We start from the raw sequence: 16,266 nt of genomic DNA, 5'->3' as shown, positions 1-16,266 counted from the left end.
AGTGACGAGTGATCAGGGTGTCCATTTTTCGGGGCGTCAGACCGCGACGGGGAGTTCGGCGAGGCGCCACTCGAGCATGCCGTCGGCAAGGCGCCGGGCAGTTCGTCCCAGCGCGGTGAGCAGGCGGACGGCGTCGTGGGAGAGCACGCAGTAGGCGCCGCGGCAGTACGCCACGACTTCCTGGTCGGCCGGAAGCTCGGCCAGCCGGTCCGCCAGTTCGTCCAGCGGAACGGACACCGCGCCGGGGATGTGCCCGGCGGCGTACTCCTCCGCGGGCCGCACGTCGATCACCGTCGCGCGTCCCGACCGGACGCGTTCGAGGAGCTCCTCGCGGCTGACCGCTTCCGTGTCGTCGCCGAGGTAGGCCTCACGCGCGGTGCGGACGTCCGGCAGCCGGTCGTCTGCGACGGTGCGCAGCAGCGCGAACAGCGCGGCGACGTCGTCTCCTGCCAGCCGGTAGAAGATCTTCGTGCCTTCGCGCCGAGTCACCACGAGGTTGGCCTGCTTGAGAGTCTGCAGATGCGCCGACGCGGTCGTCAGCCCCAGCTCCGCCGACTTCGCGAGCGCGTCGACCGTGCGCTCGCCCTGAGCGATCAGGTCGAGCAGTTCCAGTCGCTTGCCGCTCGCGAGGGCCTTGCCGACCCGAGCGAACTGGTCGAACAACGCGTTCTTGGCATCCCGGTCACCCATGGTTCTCCAATCATCATTGGAATAGTGTAGAACACTGGATGTGGGAAGGAGACGATGGCCATGCCTGAGGTAGTTCCGCTTGTCGACGAGGGGCTGGGGAACTCCGCGTATCTGGTCGATCTGGGCGACGGCCGGGCGCTGGTGGTCGACGTGAGCCTCGATCTGAGGGAGGTTGGCCGCGCGGTGCAGCGACGTGGGCTGAGCGTGGCGTTCGCCGCTGACACACACCTGCACGCCGACTTCCTGTCCGGCGCCCGTCAGCTGTCCGCGACCGAGGACACCCGCGTGCTCGCCTCCGCGGCCGGACACCGCGAGTTCACACACAGCGGGCTGCGCGACGGCGACGAAGTCGACCTCGGCGGCTTAGGCCTGCGGGCGCTAGGGACCCCCGGCCACACCGACGAGCACCTGTCGTTCCTGCTGCTCGACGGCGACCGTCCACTCGGGGTGTTCACCGGCGGCTCGCTGATCGTGGGCGCCGCCGCCCGCACCGACCTCGTCGCGCCCGACCGAACCGAGGAGCTCGCCCGCGCTCAGTACACGTCGCTGCGCAGGCTCGCCGAACTGCCCGACGACGTGGCCGTCTGGCCCACACACGGCGCCGGATCCTTCTGCTCCGCCCCGCCTGGCGCGGACCGCACCAGCACGATCGGCAGGGAGAAGGCGACGAACCCGTTGCTGCGTGCGGCTGACGAGGACGCCTTCGTGAAGGAGCTGCTCGGCTCGCTGGGCAGCTATCCGCCGTACTTCCGCCGGCTCGGCGAGATCAACCGCCAGGGCGTTGTGGTGGGGACGCCTGAGCTGCCGCCGCTGGAGGTTGGTGCGGTGCGGCGGCTTCTGGCCGACGGCGCGCGATTGATCGACGTCCGGCCGGTCGACGAGTTCGCCGCCGCGCACGTGCCTGGCGCGCTGTCGATTCCGCTGAGGCCGGTGTTCGCATCGTGGCTCGGCTGGCTGGCGCCGCACGACCGGCCGCTGGTCGTGGTGCGCGGCGCCGACCAGGACCCGGCGGAGATCGCCTGGCAGGCGGCCAAGATCGGCTACGTCGATCTCGCGGGCGAGCTCGACGGCGGGATGGATGCGTGGACTGCCGCGGAACTTCCCACGGCCACAACCAGGTTGGTGGGCCCGGATCAGGTGAGCGGGTCGGTGCTGGACATCCGGCAAGAGCCCGAGTTCGTCTCCGGGCACCTGCCGGGCGCGCAGCACGTCGAACTCGGCGACCTGGCCGGCCGCGTTGACGAGGTGCCTCAGGAACCGCTGATCGTGATGTGCGGACACGGCGAACGAGCCATGGGCGCCGCCAGCCTCCTCGAACAGGCGGGACACCGCGGCGTCGCCGTACTCACCGGCGGACCTCAGGACTGGGCCGACGCGACCGGCGGACGCCTGGAGAGCGGCCGGTGAGCCTCCAACTCGGCCTGCGCGCCAACCTCGCCCAGTTCAGCCTGCTCGTCGCGGTCAACGCGCTGGTCGGCGGTGTGCTCGGGCAGGAACGTGCGGTGCTGCCGCTGCTGGCCAAGGACGAGTTCGGCCTGACCGGCTACACCTTTGTACTCACCTACGTGGTCGCGTTCGGCCTGACCAAGGCCGCCACCAACTACTTCGCGGGCACCTGGTCCGACCGCTTCGGCCGACGCCCGGTGCTGCTGGCCGGCTGGCTGGCCGCGATCCCCGTGCCACTGATGCTGATCTGGGCTCCGTCGTGGGGCTGGGTGGTCGCGGCGAACGTGCTGCTCGGCGTCAACCAGGGCCTGACCTGGTCCACCACCGTCATCATGAAGATCGACCTGGCCGGGCCGTCCCGCCGCGGCCTCGCGATGGGCCTCAACGAAGCCGCCGGCTACATCGCCGTCGCGATCACCGCGCTCGCCACCGGATACCTCGCCGCCCGCTACGGATTACGGCCGGCACCGTTCCTGCTCGGACTGTCCTATGTGGTCCTCGGGATCGGACTGACCGTCTTCGCCGTACGGGAGACCCGAGAACACGCACGGCTTGAAGCGACACAGCACCCCGCTGCCGCTGAGGAGATACCGAGCGATCGGGAGATCTTCACCCGCACGAGCCTGCGGGAACCCGCGCTGTCCGCGGCGAGCCAGGCAGGGATGGTGAACAACCTCAACGACGGTCTGGCCTGGGGCCTGTTCCCGATCCTGTTCGCCACCGCCGGCCTCTCGGTCGCCAAGATCGGTGTCCTGGCCGCCGTCTACCCGGCCGTGTGGGGCCTCGGACAGCTCGTCACCGGCCCGCTCTCGGACCGCTGGGGCCGCAAACACCTCATCACCGGCGGCATGCTCCTCCAAGCCGCCGCCCTCGCACTCGTCGCACTCGCGGACACGTTCACCGTGTGGCTGGTGGCGGCAGTGTTGCTAGGCGCGGGCACCGCCATGGTCTACCCGACCTTGCTGGCGACGATCGGCGACGTCGCGCACCCTGCGTGGCGCGCGCGAGCCGTCGGCGTCTACCGGCTCTGGCGCGACGGCGGCTTCGCCGTGGGCGCCCTGCTCGGCGGCATCGTCGCCGACCTCTGGGGCCTGCGCGCCGCGGTGTGGGTGGTCGCCGCACTCACCGCGCTGTCCGGAATCGTGGTCGCCGTGCGCATGTACGAAACCCACTCCAACAGGAAGGTCAGCGCGTGACCGTCCCACGTGGACTTCTCGACGGACCGATCTACCTCGACTACAACGCCACCACACCGATCGACCCCGCGGTGACCGAGTCGATGCTGCCGTACCTGACCGCGGAGTTCGGCAACCCCTCCAGCACCCACCACTACGGCCGAGAGTCCCGCACCGCACTGGACCACGCCCGCGATCAGGTCGCTGCGCTACTCGGCACGTCAGCGGAGCGGATCGTGTTCACCGGGTCCGGCTCCGAGGCCGACAACCTCGCCATCCGCGGCACCGTGCTCGCCTCCGGCGTGGACCGGCCGCACGTGATCACCCAACCCACCGAGCATCCCGCCGTGCTCCAGGCCTGCGAGGCGCTGCGCCGCTGGCACAACGCCGAGGTGACGCTCCTGCCCGTCGACAGCGACGGCCTGGTCGACCCGACCGATCTCACCGCGGCGATCAGCCCACGCACCGTCCTCGTATCCGTCATGGCGGCGAACAACGAAACCGGTGCACTGCAACCGGTCGACGAACTGGCCCGCGTCTCCCGCGAGTACGGCGTGGTGTTTCACACCGACGCCGCCCAGGCGATCGGCAAGATCCCGTTCGACACGACCGAGCTCGATCTCGTGACGGTGGTGGGGCACAAGATGTACGCCCCAAAGGGAATCGGCGCCCTGTGCATCTGGCCCGGTGTACCGCTGGAACCGCTGGTGTACGGCGGCGGCCAGGAACACGGCCTGCGCGCGGGCACCGAGAACGTCGCCCTCGCCGTCGCACTCGGCACCGCCGCCGAACTCGCCGCGAAAGACCTCGCCTCAGGCGGCCACGACCGCATCCGTGCGCTGCGCGACCGCCTGCACCACCAGCTCACCACCGCACTGCCCGGCCGAGTCCACCTCAACGGCCCCGGCACGGCCCGGCTGCCCAACACCCTCAACATCAGCATCGACGGCATCGCCGGACACGAACTGCTCGACGCCACAACGGCAATCGCCGCCTCCACCGGCTCGGCCTGCCACAGCGGCAACCACCAGCCCTCACCCGTGCTCACCGCCATGGGCATGCCCGGCGACCGCGGCCTGGGCGCGCTGCGGTTGTCGCTGGGCCGCTGGAGCACCGCCGAGCAGATCGACCGCGCCGCACACCACATCGTCGCCGCAGCCAACTGACACCACAGAGAGCAGGAGCCCATGACTGAGGCGAACCCCACGCCCGAGCGTCGCGCCGGCCTGTCCACGAGGTGCGTCCACGCGGGTGACGTCCGTGATCCCCAAGGCGCCATCCACACCCCGCTCTACGGGCACTCCACGTTCGCCTTCGACTCCACAGCAGACCTCCTTGACGTCGTCGAGGGCCGCTCGGAGGGCAACCTCTACACCCGCTATGGCCTCAACCCGACGATCCGCTCCGTCGAACACAAACTTGCCGACCTCGAAGACGCCGAGGCCGCGCTGGCGTTCGGCTCCGGCATGGCCGCGGAAGCCGCGACGTTCCTGTCCCACATCAAGACCGGCGAGCACATCGTGTGCCTCGGCGACGTGTACGGCGGCACGTTCGAACTCCTCGGCGAGAACCTGCCCCAGCTCGGCATCGACACCACGTTCCTCACCGCCAGCGAAGTCGACCAGATCCCCTCCGTGCTGACCGACCGCACGCGGATCGTGTTCTTCGAAACCCCGACCAACCCCACCCTCGACGTCTTCGACATCGCCGCGATGTCCCAGCAGGCGCACGCCGTGGGCGCGTTGGTCGTCGTTGACAACACCTTCGCCACTCCGGTCAACCAGAACCCGCTGCACCACGGCGCCGACCTCGTGATCCACTCCGCCACCAAGTACCTCGGCGGCCACAGCGACCTCACCGCCGGCGCGTGCGGCCGATGACAAATGTTCGGCCAGGTCCTTGACCGGAGAACAACGCAGGATGCCATTGGCCAAGCTTCCTGTATGCGGGAGAGCTTCCACGGTGACTTGGCCAAGCTGGGCGAGCAGTTGGCTCACATGTGCGTGCTGGCGGCGGAGTCGATGCGCCGGGCCAACAGAGCGCTGCTGACGGCAGATCTGGAGCTGGCCGAACAGGTGCTCAGTGTGGACGCCGAGCTCGACAAGGCTCGTGAGGAGTGCGAGACGCGTGCCCAGTCGCTGTTGGCGTTGCAGGCACCGGTGGCCCGTGACCTGCGGACCATCCTGGCCGCGGTCTACTGCGCGGAGAAGATCGAGCGCATGGGTGACCTGGCTGCACACGTCGCCGACACGGCTCGCTTCACTCACCCCGACCGCGCCGTGCCGGTCGAGCTGGAGTCCGCGTTCACCGAGATGGGCGCGGTAGCCGCAGGCATGGCAGATCGGCTCGCCGAGCAGATCACCAGCGATGCGGTCGATGCTTTCGCTGAGCTTGATGATCGGGATCAGGCCATCGACGCGCTGCACGCCGAAGTCCTCGGGCTGATCACCGAAGCGGCGTGCAGATCGGGTTCGCCACACTGGTCGCCGCGATCTACGCCGTGGCGGGTCTCGATCCGCTGACCGACCTCACCGCCAGCATGACCGGCATAGGCACGCTGGGCGTGATCACCCTGCAGGCCATGGCAGGCATCGCCGTGGTCGCGTATTTCCGGCGCCGCCGCGACCCGCGCATCTGGCGCACCGCCGTCGCACCGGGCGTCGGCGGACTGGGTCTGATCTCCGTCACGGTGCTGGCGGTGGCGAACTTCCCGACGCTCGCCGGCTCCGAGGCTCCGGCGGTCACACTGCTGCCGTGGCTGCTGGCGGTCGCCGTGGCCGTTGGACTCGGCATTTCCCTCGTGCTGAAGATCAGACGCCCCGAGGTCTATGCGGCGCTCGACAGGTTCGGCGTGGGAGAGTCGATCGACGCGAGATGAGACCCCTTGACCTGTGCTGGCCAAGGGGTCTCCGGACCGCTGTCGGGCGTCAGTGGCCGACGTGGAACGTGGCGTCGGCACGGCCGGTGGCGGTGGTGATCTCGTCGATGCGCAGCACGAAGTTCGAGTGCCGCAGGTAGCGGGTCGGGTGGTTGACCGAGCGGAACGACGACCAGGCGGAGTCCGCGAGACCCGCGACCTTGGTGAACGTGGCGTCGCGGGCGAAGCCGGACGTCCCGTCGTCGCGCATGAGCTTCACCTCGAAGCCCTGGTGCCGCAGGTAGTGGCCGGGCTGGTTGACCGACTCGAACGACACGGCGCCCGGATCGGAGAGACCTGCCCTCAGCCGCCACTGGGAGTCCTGGTACGGCTCGAACGGTTGCTCGTCGATGCGGCCGGCGAAGCTCGCGTGCCGGACGTAGTGGCCGGGGAAGTTGAGCGACTTGACGCGGTTCCAGCTGGTGCCGCCGTATCGCTGGAGCAAGCGGTCGCGGTCGGCCGCGGTGATCGGGTGGACGGTGTTGTGCTTGCCGTTCAACGGCGCCGTGTAGGACTGGCGGTCGACCTTGGTCCACGTCGCGGCGGCGAGGTCGCCCTCCCACAGGTCGAACTTGGCGTTCGGGCAGTAGGTGTCGCCCCACAGCCACCACTTGTTCGCGGTCAGCGACTTCACCAACGTCGGTGCCTCGGTGCACCGGTTGTCGCCGACGGCGGGGCCGTAGCGGGTGAAGCTGCCCGGGGCCAGCGACGTCGACCGGGCTCCGGCGAGCGAGGTCGTCGCGTTGTTCCGGTAGTACAGGTAGTTCATCCCGTTTACGCCGGTGATCACGTGCGAGTCGATGACGCCCGCCGATCCGCCGTCGAAGAACACGACCGGCGCGGTCGTGGTGACGAAGTCGGTGGTGTAGACGACGGCGATCACCGCATGGGAGAAGCCCTGCGGAACGGTCGAGAACGTGATGCCGTAGGCGTTGCGCGACGGGTCCCAGTGGACCGCGGGCGCCCAGCTGAAGGAGTTCGGGTTGGCACCGTTGACGTTCAGCAGCCGGTCGGCCGACCAGGTCACCAGGTCGGGCGAGGTCCAGACGTGGATGTTCGGGTTCGCCTTGCCGAAGTCGCCGCCGACGGGGATGTCGGTCGCCAGCACGACCCAGGTGCCGTCGTTGAGCCGGTGCACGAACGGGTCGCGGATGCCCTTGGTGCCCGCGGTGGGCGTGAGGATCGCGTTGTTGTCGTTGAGCGGTGTCCACTCCAGACCGTCGTCGCTGACGGCCAGGTGGACGGCGTTGACGTTGCCCGAGCCGTTCAGCGACTCCTTGAAGTACCCCATCACGTAGGCGGAATCGGTCGCTGCCTGTGCGGGCGTGGGAACGGCGGCGCTGCCCACGACGAGTGCCGCCAGCGTGAGCAGCCTGATGAGTCGTTTCATCGTCGGTTCCTCTCGCGCGGTCAGCTCGTCACGCCGAACGTGGCGTCGCCTCGGCCGGTCGCGTCGGTGATCGGGTCGAGGCGCAGTTGGTACGCGTAGTGCCGGATGTAGCGGTCGGGGAAGTTGTAGGACTGGAAGGAGCTCCACGACGACGACGCCAGTCCTGCGACTCGGCGGAACGTCGCGTCGGCCTGGAACGTCGCGCTGCCGTCGTACGGAGCGAGCACGAAGTCGAAGTTCTGGTGTCGCAGGTAGTAGCCGGGGAAGTTCACCGACTGGAACGACACGGCCCCGGAGTCGGCGAGACCGGGCATGATCCGGAACTGGGCGTCCTGGGCGGGACTCACGTTGGCGTCGATGCGCACGTCGAGGTTGGCGTGACGTACGTAGCGGTCCTGGACGTTGAAGGACTGGACGCGGTTGATCGGCCTGTTGACACCCCACTTCGCCAGAACGCGGTTCTCCTCGGCCGAGGTCAGGCTCATGATCCCGCCATGGCGCTTGCGGGTGCCGCCGAGCGAGTAGTCCGACACCGTGCGGAAGTTGCTGGTGCTGCCCAGATTGGTCGACGTGATCGGCATGTACCCGCGGCCGGTGGCGAACTGGTCCAGCCACAGCGTCCACTCGGTCCTGCCGTTGACCGGCATCCACATCGGACCTTCGACGACGTTGCCGCCGGTCGCGCCGTTGGAGATGCCCATGTGGGACAGGTCGCCGATCCTGGTCCACGTGCCGAGGATCGTGTTGCTGCCCTCGACGGTGATCTGCCCGTCCGCGGAGGCGCGGTAGTAGCGGAAGCCGCCGACGCTGGTGGGTGACTCCACGATCTGGGTGTCGATGATGCCCTGGGTGCCCGGCCGGTCGATGTAGACGGCAGGCGCGCTGATCGTGCGGAAGTCGCGGGTCCGCGTGGAGTAGATGCGGTGCTTCTTGACGCCGTTGAGGGTCGCGTTCGTCGCCCAGTAGATGACGTAGTCACCGGAGGCCGGGTCGTAGATGGCCTCCGGCGCCCAGGCGTCGCCGGCGCCGGAGACGGCGCCGGCCACGTTCAGCAGCCGCGGCGCCGACCAGTTCACGAGGTCGGTCGACTCCCAGACGACGAGCGAGGTGCTGCCGCGGTTGGCCGCGTCGCTCCACGACGTGCCGCTCGCGATGCGCAGGTCGGTCGCGATGATCCAGTACCGGTCGCCGGCGGGGGAGCGGACGATCGCGGGGTCGCGCACACCGCGAGTGCCCACAGTGGACAGCAGGACCGGAGCGCCGTTGTTGAGGTCGTTCCAGTGCAGACCGTCTTTGCTGTGGGCGAGGTAGATCTGCTCACCGATCGCGCTCTCCCCGGTGAAGTGCGCCATCAGGTAGCCGGTGAACGGGTCCGCGGCCGACGCGCGGTCGACAGCGGTGAGGAACTGGGCGATCAGCAGGAGGAGCGTCGCGCCCAGCATCGCCAGTGTTCGTCGCACGGTTTCTTCTCCTCGGGTCAGAGGGTGGGCAGGATCGGGGCGATGGTGCCGTCGGCGTTGAACGTCATGCGGTCGACGGTGACCTCGCGGTTGGTGCCGCTGCCGGTGGGTACGGCGAACCGGTGGTAGGCGACGTGCCAGGTGTCGGTTCCCGGAACTTGGACAACCGAGTGGTGGCCGGTGCCCTTGATGCCGAGCTCGAGGCGCTTCTGGAGCACGACCCCGCGTTTGGTCCACGGTCCGAGTGGGGAAGGGCCGGTCGCGTAGGCGACCTGGTAGTTCTCGTCGCGGGTGTCGTTCTCGGACCACATGAAGTAGTAGGTGCTGTTGCGCTTGAGCACGAACGACGCCTCGCGGAACCCCGGCGTGGTGATCGTGCGCACCGCGGCGGGGTCGAACGAGACCATGTCGGCGTTCAGCGGGACGACGTGCGCCGCACCGTTCCCCCAGTACAAATAGGACTGTCCATTGTCGTCGGTGAACACCATGGGATCGATGGCCTGCCCGGCGTACGCGCCCGCCAGGATCAGCGGCTTGCCCAGCGCGTCCCGGAACGGCCCGGTGGGGGAGTCGGACACGGCGACACCGAGGTGCTTGCCCGTGTTGCCGGATGCCGCACCGCCACTGAAATACAGGTAATAGCGGCCGTTCTTGGCGACCACCGCCGGGGCCCACGCCGAGTTGTCCGCCCACGACACGTCCCGTCCGTGGTCGAGGATCACGCCGTGGTCGGTCCAGTTGACCAGATCGGCTGACGAGAACGCCTTGTAGTAGGGCGCGGACCAGCTCGCATAGCCGTCCGTCGTGGGGTACAGGTAGTACCGGCCGTTGAAGAACGTGATGTGCGGATCGGCGTACAGACCGGGGATGACCGGCCCCTTGCTGGTCTTCGGTGTCCACGGAGCGGTCAGCCGGAACGAGCTGTCGGCGCGGAACTGCGCGGTGTCCTGGTATGCGTCCACCCACAGCTCGAAGTTCCGGTGCCGGAGCCTGCGGTCCGGGTGGTTGAACGACACGAGCGACACCGAGCCCGCCACCGAACCGTCGGTGGGACAGAACGTCGCGTCCGCCTGGAACGTCGGGGTGCCCGTGTTGGCTTCCAGGCGTAGCCGCCAGTCCCGATGGCGCAGGAACAGGCCGTTGGTCGCCTGGAACGAGTAGCACGACGGTGACGCCAGACCGGAGACGACGGTGAACGTGGCGTCCGACTTGGCCAATGCCGTGCTGCCGGAGGTCACCGGGTCGATGCGGCCGAGCAGGTCGGCGTGCCGGATGAACCGGCCGGGGTAGTTCACCGACTCCAGCGACCGCGCCCCGGTGGGCAACGTGGCCGCGGACGCCGGCGCCGAGGGCAGGGTGAGCGTCGAGGCGACGATGAGAGATGACACCGCGAGCAGACGTGCTCGTCGGTCCATGGTGTGCTCCGATCTTCGTCGGTCGGGGCAGAAGGGGCGCCTGAAGTGAGCGCTAACAATCGCTATGCGAAGGAGGTGCCTGCGGCAATCGAGGAAGAGGTATGACGCCTTGAGATGGCTCTGCGCAGTACACAGACCTGGCTGTGGGGGCAGGGAAGCTCGATAGCGTTCATGCTCTGGACTCCTCGCGTCGTTGCAGGGCCGCAGGGAGTATGCGTGTTGTTCGCGTTAACATCAAGAGTCGACAAATGGAACCGGCACCGGCGGACGCCGGCGAAACACGGCTCGCGGAACGGCTCGCGGCGAGCGTCGCCGCGCACAGCGACGGCACCTGGCCACGACCGAAGCTGTTGGGCACATGCGTGTCGGAAACGGGCTTGCGTTGATCGAGGCGCAGGTCTACTGGTTCTTCCACAGCCCAGACTGTCGTTCTCTGTGGGCTTGAGTGCGACCTGCGGCGCGGCGTCGGCGGTGCGGCCGATGTCCACCACGGTTCGCACCCGCTCTCGGCCGCGATCAATGTTCCGGATGGCCGGACGGTGGCTCACACCGCTCGCCCAGAGGTTCGCGCAACTTCTTCCGCACCTGAGTGAATGTCCGCGATTCGCTGATCGTGATCACCAGAATCGGCCGCATGGGCACGACGAAGGACACCACGTGCGGCGGGTGAGCGTTCCCGGCTTCTGCGGGTCTGCGCGTCGTGACGTCGGACGTCCTGATCTCTGCGACTCGGGTGGTGACCGCCGCTTCGCCGGACGACCCGGCGTACGTCATCTACACGTCAGGCTCCAGTGGGCGACCCAAGGGTGTGGTGGTCCCGCACCGCAACGTGATCAGCCTGGTCGACGCCACCCGTGACGAGTACCGGTTCGGCGGCGACGACGTGTGGACGTTGTTCCACTCCAGCGCCTTCGACTTCTCGGTCTGGGAGATCTGGGGCTGCCTGCTCACCGGCGGCCGGCTGGTCGTGGTGCCGTACTTCGTCTCCCGTGAGCCGGAGGACTTCCGCGACCTGCTGGCCGCCGAGAAGGTCACCGTGCTCAGCCAGACCCCGTCGGCGTTCGCCCAGCTGCTGGCCGTGACCGGTGAGGAGGCCCGGTCGGTGCGCCTGGTGGTGTTCGGGGGTGAGCCGCTGGACACGCGGATGCTGCTGCCGTGGCTCGACCGCTACCAGGACTGCAGGCTGGTCAACATGTTCGGCATCACCGAGACCACCGTGCACGTCACTGCCCAGACCATCACCCGTGCCGACGCGCTGGCGGCATCCCGCTCGGTCGGCCCCGCGCTGCCCGGCTGGCACCTGTACGTCGTGGACGCGCACGGCCGCCTCGTGCCGCCGGGTGTCGCGGGGGAGATCGTCGTGGGCGGCGCCGGGGTCGCCTCGCACTATCTCGGCCGGGAGGACCTGACGGCCCAACGCTTCCGGCCCGATCCGTGTGGTGAGGGCATCGTGTACCACAGCGGCGACCTGGGCCGGCTGCGCCCGGACGGCGCGCTCGAGCACCTGGGCCGCATCGACAGCCAGGTCAAGATCCGCGGCTTCCGCATCGAGCTGGACGAGATCCGCGCCGTGCTGCTGGAGGACCCGAACGTGCGCGCGGCCGCCGTCGTGGTGCGACGCGACGACCCGGCGAACCCGCGTCTGGACGCGTACGTCGTGCTGGCGTCCGGTGACTCCGGTGGGGTCCGCAGGCGCGCGGCGAACGTGCTGCCGGAGCACATGGTCCCGGCCACCGTGACGTCGCTGGACGTGCTTCCCTTGACGACCAACGGAAAGCTCGACGAGAAACGCCTTCCCCCGCCTGACGCCGGAGTGACCTCGGTTCCGGCAGGCGACGGCATCACCGGGCAGCTGGTCAGGATCTGGACCGATGTGCTGGGCGTGCCGGTCGGGTTGGACGACGACTTCTTCGACCTCGGAGGGAACTCACTCGCCGCCGTGCGGATCGGTGCCGCGATGCGGGCCGAGGGGCTGGCCTCGGTGCGGCTGCGGGAGCTGTACCGGCACCCGACGATCCGTGCCGTCGCCGCGCTGGCGGCGCATGGCGCGTGAACGTGCCGGTGCCGGGACGAGACGTCTCGTCTCGTCCCGGCAACCGGTTCGTGGCTGGAGCGCTCAGTCGCACCTGATGAGCTGGCGCAGTGTGATGCTGCCGTTCGAGTTCGTCTTGGCCGGGTTGGTGAGCTTGATCGTGTCGTTGTCGCCGCACAACACGCGCCGGGCGTTGGCCAGGCTGGTCACCGCCTGGCTGAAGGTCTTGCCGTCACCCTGCGCCCAGTCCTCCCAGCTGGGCTTGTGGCACGGGCCGCCACACCCGTCGGCGGAGGCGATCCCGCTCGCGCCGACCACCGTCGCCGCCGCGATCGCACTCGCGGCCAGCACCTTGGCGAGGGTGCGCCTGATCGATTCGCCAGAAACCATTTCTACTCCTTTGGAGGATATCCCGGAACGGAATAGTGTGGTTTACCAATCTGGCTGCTCATCCCCCGCAATTTTGCGCCACTTTGCGAGAATCTTCCCCAAAGGCCGCAACAAGCATCGATCCGGCGCCCGCTGGGTGGTGGCGTCAGTGACGTCGATCCTCGAGAACCCGCGCGACACAGGTCGACAGGTGTGAAACCGCCGGCCATGGTGCCGGCGGGAGAACCGGTGGGCGGAGTTCTGGCCGGTCGCACAACAACCCCGCTATGGGGGAAATCTCCGAGCACCTCGCGCACGCTCCGCTGGTCAACGACGCGGACTTCATCGCCGTCGCGCTGATGCTCCTGAACTTCGTGACGTGGCCTGTTGTCACAACTTCGGGTGGCTGCCTTGTCCTAGCTGGTGAACGAATCCGATTCGGCGCCGCGGTGAGGAAGGCGGGACGTCATGAGGGGCACTTGTCGCCGCAGAGCAGGTCTGGCTTCAGCGGGTACGGCCCAGGGCGCGAGAGGCGTCGAGCTGTGATGGGCGAGGCGCGCCCGTCGTCGGCGGGTTTGCGCGCCCTTCCTCGTCCTGTGGCGGTGGCCGTGGGCGGCGGTGGGGTGCTGGGAGCCGCTCATGTCGGCGTTGGGCACGCGCTGGAGCAGCGTGGATTCGTCCCGGACCTGGTCGTCGGCACCTCGGTGGGTGCCCTCAACGGGGCGATCGCGGCCGGGCACCCAGGAGAGGCCGCCCAGTGGTTGGACAACGTGTGGGCCCGGTTGCGTCGCCGGGAGGTATTTCCGCTCGGCTATCTGTCCTCCAGGGCCAGCATCTTCACCGATCGCGGCCTGCGCCGGTTGATCGCCCGTGCGGGGTTGCCGGCGCGGATCGAACAGCTGGAGATCCCGTTCACCGCTGTGGCCATGGATTTGGGCACTGGTGCCGAGGTGCTGCTCGACCACGGAGACCTCGAGTCCGCGTTGCTCGCCAGTGCGGCCATTCCCGGCGTCCTGCCCCCGGTGGATCGCGACGGCCGCACGCTCGTCGACGGGGGAGTCGTCGCTTATGTCCCTGTGAGAGCGGCCCGGAAAGCCGGGGCGGCCAGCGTGGTGGTGCTCGCGGTCGGGCCGGAGAGTTCGCCCTTGTTCCCGGCTCTGCAGCGCCGACGCGCCGGCGCGATCGCTGCTCGCGCTGGGCTGCTCGCACTGCGTCATCAGATCGAACGTGACTTGCGCGAGGTGTCCGAGCAGATCCCTGTCGTCGTGCTGCCGACCGGCGTCGAGGACTGGCCGGCGCCGTGGGACTTCCGCCATTCCGGGCGACTGATCAGCACCGCGTCTCGCACGTCGGCGCGCTTTCTCGACGGGCTGCGGATCAGCGGGCCTGGCCTGTACCGGGACGATGCTTCTCCCGCGACGGCGGCCGCGTTCGTGTCGGGGGTCGGCCGATGAGCACCATCGCGTTCCTCAACATCGCCATGCACGGTCGCGTCAACCCGACGCTGCCGGTCGTGGCCGAGCTCGTTCGGCGCGGCCACACCGTCACGTATCACACGTCGCCCGCGTTCCGTGACGAGATCGAGGAGACCGGCGCGGCGGTGCACCTCTATCCAGGAGGCGACCAACCCCTGCCGGATCCGCCGATGCCGATCACGCTGGTGGACGGGCTCGTGCGCACCGCGATTCGGTTGGTGCCGGCTGTGCTCACCGACTTGCGCCGCGCCCGGCCGGATCTGATCGTCCACGACAACGCCTGCGTGTGGGGTGCGGTCGCCGCACGCGAACTCGGCGTGCCGGCGGCGTCGTCGTACACCACGTTCGCCTTCAACCGCCAGGTACCCAGCCCCACCCGTGCGTCGCTGGACCTGTTGCGTGGGGCAAGGCCTGGATACTTCGGGAGTTTCCTGCGGTCGCGCTGGCAGCTCGGCCGCCGTTTCGACACGCACGAGCTGCCCGTGTTCGACCTGGGCAACATCCGTCAGCCGCTCAACCTGGTGTTCACGTCACGCGCGTTCCAGTCCGGCGCCGAGGACTTCGACCAGTCCTACCGGTTCGTCGGCCCGAGCATCGGCGCTCGTCCGGCCGACCCGTCGTTCCCGGTCGATGAGCTGCGGGGACCGGTGCTGTACGCGTCGCTGGGCACGGTGTTCAACGCAGACCCGGGGCTGCTGCGCACCTTCGCCACCGCGCTCGCTCCGCTGGGCGGCACTGTGATCGTCTCCACTGGACAGACCGACCCCGCGGCACTGGGTCCGTTGTCTGCCAACGTGATCGCCCGCCGCTTCGTGCCGCAACCGGACGTGCTGGCCCGCGCCGCGCTGTTCGTCACCCATGGCGGGATGAACAGCGCCAACGAGGCCCTGTACGCCGGTGTCCCGTTGCTCGTGGTTCCACAGGGCGCTGACCAGCCGCTGGTGGCCCGGCGTGTCGTCGAACTGGGTGCCGGTCTGTCGATCCGGACCCAGGACGTCGCGGAGGACTCTGTGCGTGCCCTCGCACGGCGGCTGCTCGAAGACCCGCGGTTCCGCGCGGCTGCGAGCACCCTGCAGGCCGCCCAGCACGAGGCGGGCGGCTATCGGCGCGCAGCCGACGAACTCGAGCGATACCTGCGCGAGGCCCGTCCGGTCACGCAACACAGCGGGGCCGAGTGATGTCGCCCGTCGTCGTGGTCCTGCTGCTGTTCGCCGGGCTGTCGGAGGCCGCCGGCCGCATCCTGCCCTTCCTGGTGCGCAGACCCGGCACGTCATGGCAGGCCGTGGTCGGCCTGTTGATGACCGGTGGCCTCATCGAAGCTGCTGTGTTCGCGCTGTGGCCGTTGACCGCGTGGACCTTGGCCGATGTGGTGCTGTCCACGCCATCACCGGGCGACGTGCTGGTGTGGACGCCGGGCTTGGTCGCCCCGCTGGTGCTGTCGGCAGTTCTCGCGTTCCCGCTGCTCGGGCCCCTGCTTCACCTGCTGCTGGTGGTGGGAGTGGGAGCAGGCCTGGTCAGCCCGCTGGCCACGGCGACCGGACTGGGCTGGTGGGGCGCCGCTGGATGCGTGGCCGTCGCCGGAGCCGGGCTCGGTGTCGCGGTGGCGGCCGTTCGACGACTGGTCGGGCAGTTGACCGCGGTCGAGGTGCGGGAGGTGGTCGCGTGAACGGCTTCCTGCTCTGGGCCGTCGCGGTCGGGCCGATTCTGCTGGCGGAAGGCCTGCTGGCCCGCTACGAGCTGTTGATCTACGGCGCCGGTTGGCGGGCTCCTGCCAGCGAGCTCCCGGCGGGCGTGCCCCATGCCCGCGGTGCGGCCCCTGAGCGTCCCCCGGATGCCTACCTGGTCTACCTGGACGGCATCGGCAAACGCCGGGTCCGCGACAGCCGGGACGGCGGCC

The 16,266-nt window shown here is 69.1% G+C and carries 15 protein-coding genes; 10 read left to right on the top strand and 5 right to left on the bottom strand.

Annotation, left to right across the window (positions count from 1 at the left end):
- Positions 1-36: 36 nt before the first annotated feature.
- A complete protein-coding gene (locus FXN61_RS01030) occupies positions 37-690 on the bottom strand; it encodes an ArsR/SmtB family transcription factor (protein ID WP_167969354.1) in 654 nt (217 codons plus the stop codon).
- Positions 691-750: 60 nt separating this feature from the next.
- On the opposite strand from FXN61_RS01030, the gene FXN61_RS01025 reads away from it, so the two are divergent.
- From FXN61_RS01025 to FXN61_RS01000, 6 genes are all read left to right on the top strand, one after another.
- Entirely contained in the window at positions 751-2,097 is a 1,347-nt protein-coding gene (locus FXN61_RS01025; RefSeq protein ID WP_246290532.1) for a rhodanese-like domain-containing protein, read from the top strand.
- Positions 2,094-3,332, top strand: coding sequence for an MFS transporter (locus FXN61_RS01020; RefSeq protein WP_312877468.1), 1,239 nt, complete (start codon positions 2,094-2,096; stop codon positions 3,330-3,332). Before FXN61_RS01025 ends, FXN61_RS01020 begins: the two co-directional genes overlap by 4 nt.
- The gene (locus FXN61_RS01015; RefSeq protein WP_167969351.1) at positions 3,329-4,477 is read left to right on the top strand and encodes a cysteine desulfurase family protein; all 1,149 of its coding nucleotides are present in this window, start codon (positions 3,329-3,331) and stop codon (positions 4,475-4,477) included. Before FXN61_RS01020 ends, FXN61_RS01015 begins: the two co-directional genes overlap by 4 nt.
- A 21-nt stretch (positions 4,478-4,498) precedes the next feature.
- Positions 4,499-5,191 carry a trans-sulfuration enzyme family protein gene (locus FXN61_RS01010; protein ID WP_167969349.1) on the top strand — a complete coding sequence of 231 codons (693 nt, stop codon included), beginning with the start codon at positions 4,499-4,501 and terminating at the stop codon, positions 5,189-5,191.
- A gap of 63 nt (positions 5,192-5,254) precedes the next feature.
- Positions 5,255-5,833 carry a phosphate signaling complex PhoU family protein gene (locus FXN61_RS01005; RefSeq protein ID WP_167969347.1) on the top strand — a complete coding sequence of 193 codons (579 nt, stop codon included), beginning with the start codon at positions 5,255-5,257 and terminating at the stop codon, positions 5,831-5,833.
- Positions 5,770-6,189: a hypothetical protein gene (locus tag FXN61_RS01000; protein WP_167969345.1), complete on the top strand. Its 420-nt coding sequence runs from the start codon at positions 5,770-5,772 to the stop codon at positions 6,187-6,189. Before FXN61_RS01005 ends, FXN61_RS01000 begins: the two co-directional genes overlap by 64 nt.
- Before the next feature lie 49 nt (positions 6,190-6,238).
- On the opposite strand, the gene FXN61_RS00995 is transcribed toward FXN61_RS01000, so the two are convergent.
- The 3 genes from FXN61_RS00995 to FXN61_RS00985 are packed head-to-tail and all read right to left on the bottom strand — an operon-like array spanning position 6,239 to position 10,493.
- On the bottom strand, positions 6,239-7,618 hold the full coding sequence (locus FXN61_RS00995) for a glycoside hydrolase family 43 protein (RefSeq protein ID WP_167969343.1): 1,380 nt from the start codon (positions 7,616-7,618) through the stop codon (positions 6,239-6,241).
- Between the two features lie 20 nt (positions 7,619-7,638).
- A complete protein-coding gene (locus tag FXN61_RS55015; protein ID WP_223165272.1) occupies positions 7,639-9,078 on the bottom strand; it encodes a glycoside hydrolase family 43 protein in 1,440 nt (479 codons plus the stop codon).
- 17 nt (positions 9,079-9,095) lie between these two features.
- Positions 9,096-10,493: a family 43 glycosylhydrolase gene (locus FXN61_RS00985; protein WP_167969341.1), complete on the bottom strand. Its 1,398-nt coding sequence runs from the start codon at positions 10,491-10,493 to the stop codon at positions 9,096-9,098.
- A 700-nt stretch (positions 10,494-11,193) separates the two neighbouring features.
- On the opposite strand from FXN61_RS00985, the gene FXN61_RS00980 reads away from it, so the two are divergent.
- Positions 11,194-12,546: a non-ribosomal peptide synthetase gene (locus FXN61_RS00980; RefSeq protein WP_312877467.1), complete on the top strand. Its 1,353-nt coding sequence runs from the start codon at positions 11,194-11,196 to the stop codon at positions 12,544-12,546.
- A 63-nt stretch (positions 12,547-12,609) separates the two neighbouring features.
- Here FXN61_RS00980 and FXN61_RS00975 read toward each other — a convergent pair whose 3' ends face one another.
- A complete protein-coding gene (locus FXN61_RS00975; RefSeq protein ID WP_167969339.1) occupies positions 12,610-12,915 on the bottom strand; it encodes a hypothetical protein in 306 nt (101 codons plus the stop codon).
- Between the two features lie 524 nt (positions 12,916-13,439).
- On the opposite strand from FXN61_RS00975, the gene FXN61_RS00970 reads away from it, so the two are divergent.
- From FXN61_RS00970 to FXN61_RS00960, 3 genes are read left to right on the top strand one after another with little or no spacing between them, the layout of a single operon-like run.
- Entirely contained in the window at positions 13,440-14,348 is a 909-nt protein-coding gene (locus FXN61_RS00970) for a patatin-like phospholipase family protein (RefSeq protein ID WP_167969337.1), read from the top strand.
- Positions 14,345-15,547: a macrolide family glycosyltransferase gene (locus FXN61_RS00965; RefSeq protein ID WP_167969335.1), complete on the top strand. Its 1,203-nt coding sequence runs from the start codon at positions 14,345-14,347 to the stop codon at positions 15,545-15,547. The genes FXN61_RS00970 and FXN61_RS00965 overlap by 4 nt, the downstream gene beginning before the upstream one ends.
- Positions 15,547-16,035: a hypothetical protein gene (locus FXN61_RS00960; RefSeq protein WP_167969333.1), complete on the top strand. Its 489-nt coding sequence runs from the start codon at positions 15,547-15,549 to the stop codon at positions 16,033-16,035. Before FXN61_RS00965 ends, FXN61_RS00960 begins: the two co-directional genes overlap by 1 nt.
- The last annotated feature ends 231 nt before the right edge of the window (positions 16,036-16,266 follow it).

This window comes from Lentzea indica, assembly GCF_012184385.1.
Lineage (GTDB): Bacteria > Actinomycetota > Actinomycetes > Mycobacteriales > Pseudonocardiaceae > Lentzea > Lentzea indica.
Note: the sequence above shows the minus strand (reverse complement) of the source record. Positions and strands in the feature narration are given on the sequence as shown.

Bases quoted from the DNA above. Each gene is read 5' to 3' on its own strand.
- FXN61_RS01030 (WP_167969354.1), bottom strand. From the start codon at position 690: ATGGGTGACCGGGATGCCAAGAACGCGTTGTTCGACCAGTTCGCTCGG.
- FXN61_RS01025 (WP_246290532.1), top strand. From the start codon at position 751: ATGCCTGAGGTAGTTCCGCTTGTCGACGAGGGGCTGGGGAACTCCGCG.
- FXN61_RS01010 (WP_167969349.1), top strand. From the start codon at position 4,499: ATGACTGAGGCGAACCCCACGCCCGAGCGTCGCGCCGGCCTGTCCACG.
- FXN61_RS01005 (WP_167969347.1), top strand. From the start codon at position 5,255: ATGCGGGAGAGCTTCCACGGTGACTTGGCCAAGCTGGGCGAGCAGTTG.
- FXN61_RS00995 (WP_167969343.1), bottom strand. From the start codon at position 7,618: ATGAAACGACTCATCAGGCTGCTCACGCTGGCGGCACTCGTCGTGGGC.
- FXN61_RS00985 (WP_167969341.1), bottom strand. From the start codon at position 10,493: ATGGACCGACGAGCACGTCTGCTCGCGGTGTCATCTCTCATCGTCGCC.
- FXN61_RS00975 (WP_167969339.1), bottom strand. From the start codon at position 12,915: ATGGTTTCTGGCGAATCGATCAGGCGCACCCTCGCCAAGGTGCTGGCC.
- FXN61_RS00970 (WP_167969337.1), top strand. From the start codon at position 13,440: ATGGGCGAGGCGCGCCCGTCGTCGGCGGGTTTGCGCGCCCTTCCTCGT.
- FXN61_RS00965 (WP_167969335.1), top strand. From the start codon at position 14,345: ATGAGCACCATCGCGTTCCTCAACATCGCCATGCACGGTCGCGTCAAC.
- FXN61_RS00960 (WP_167969333.1), top strand. From the start codon at position 15,547: ATGTCGCCCGTCGTCGTGGTCCTGCTGCTGTTCGCCGGGCTGTCGGAG.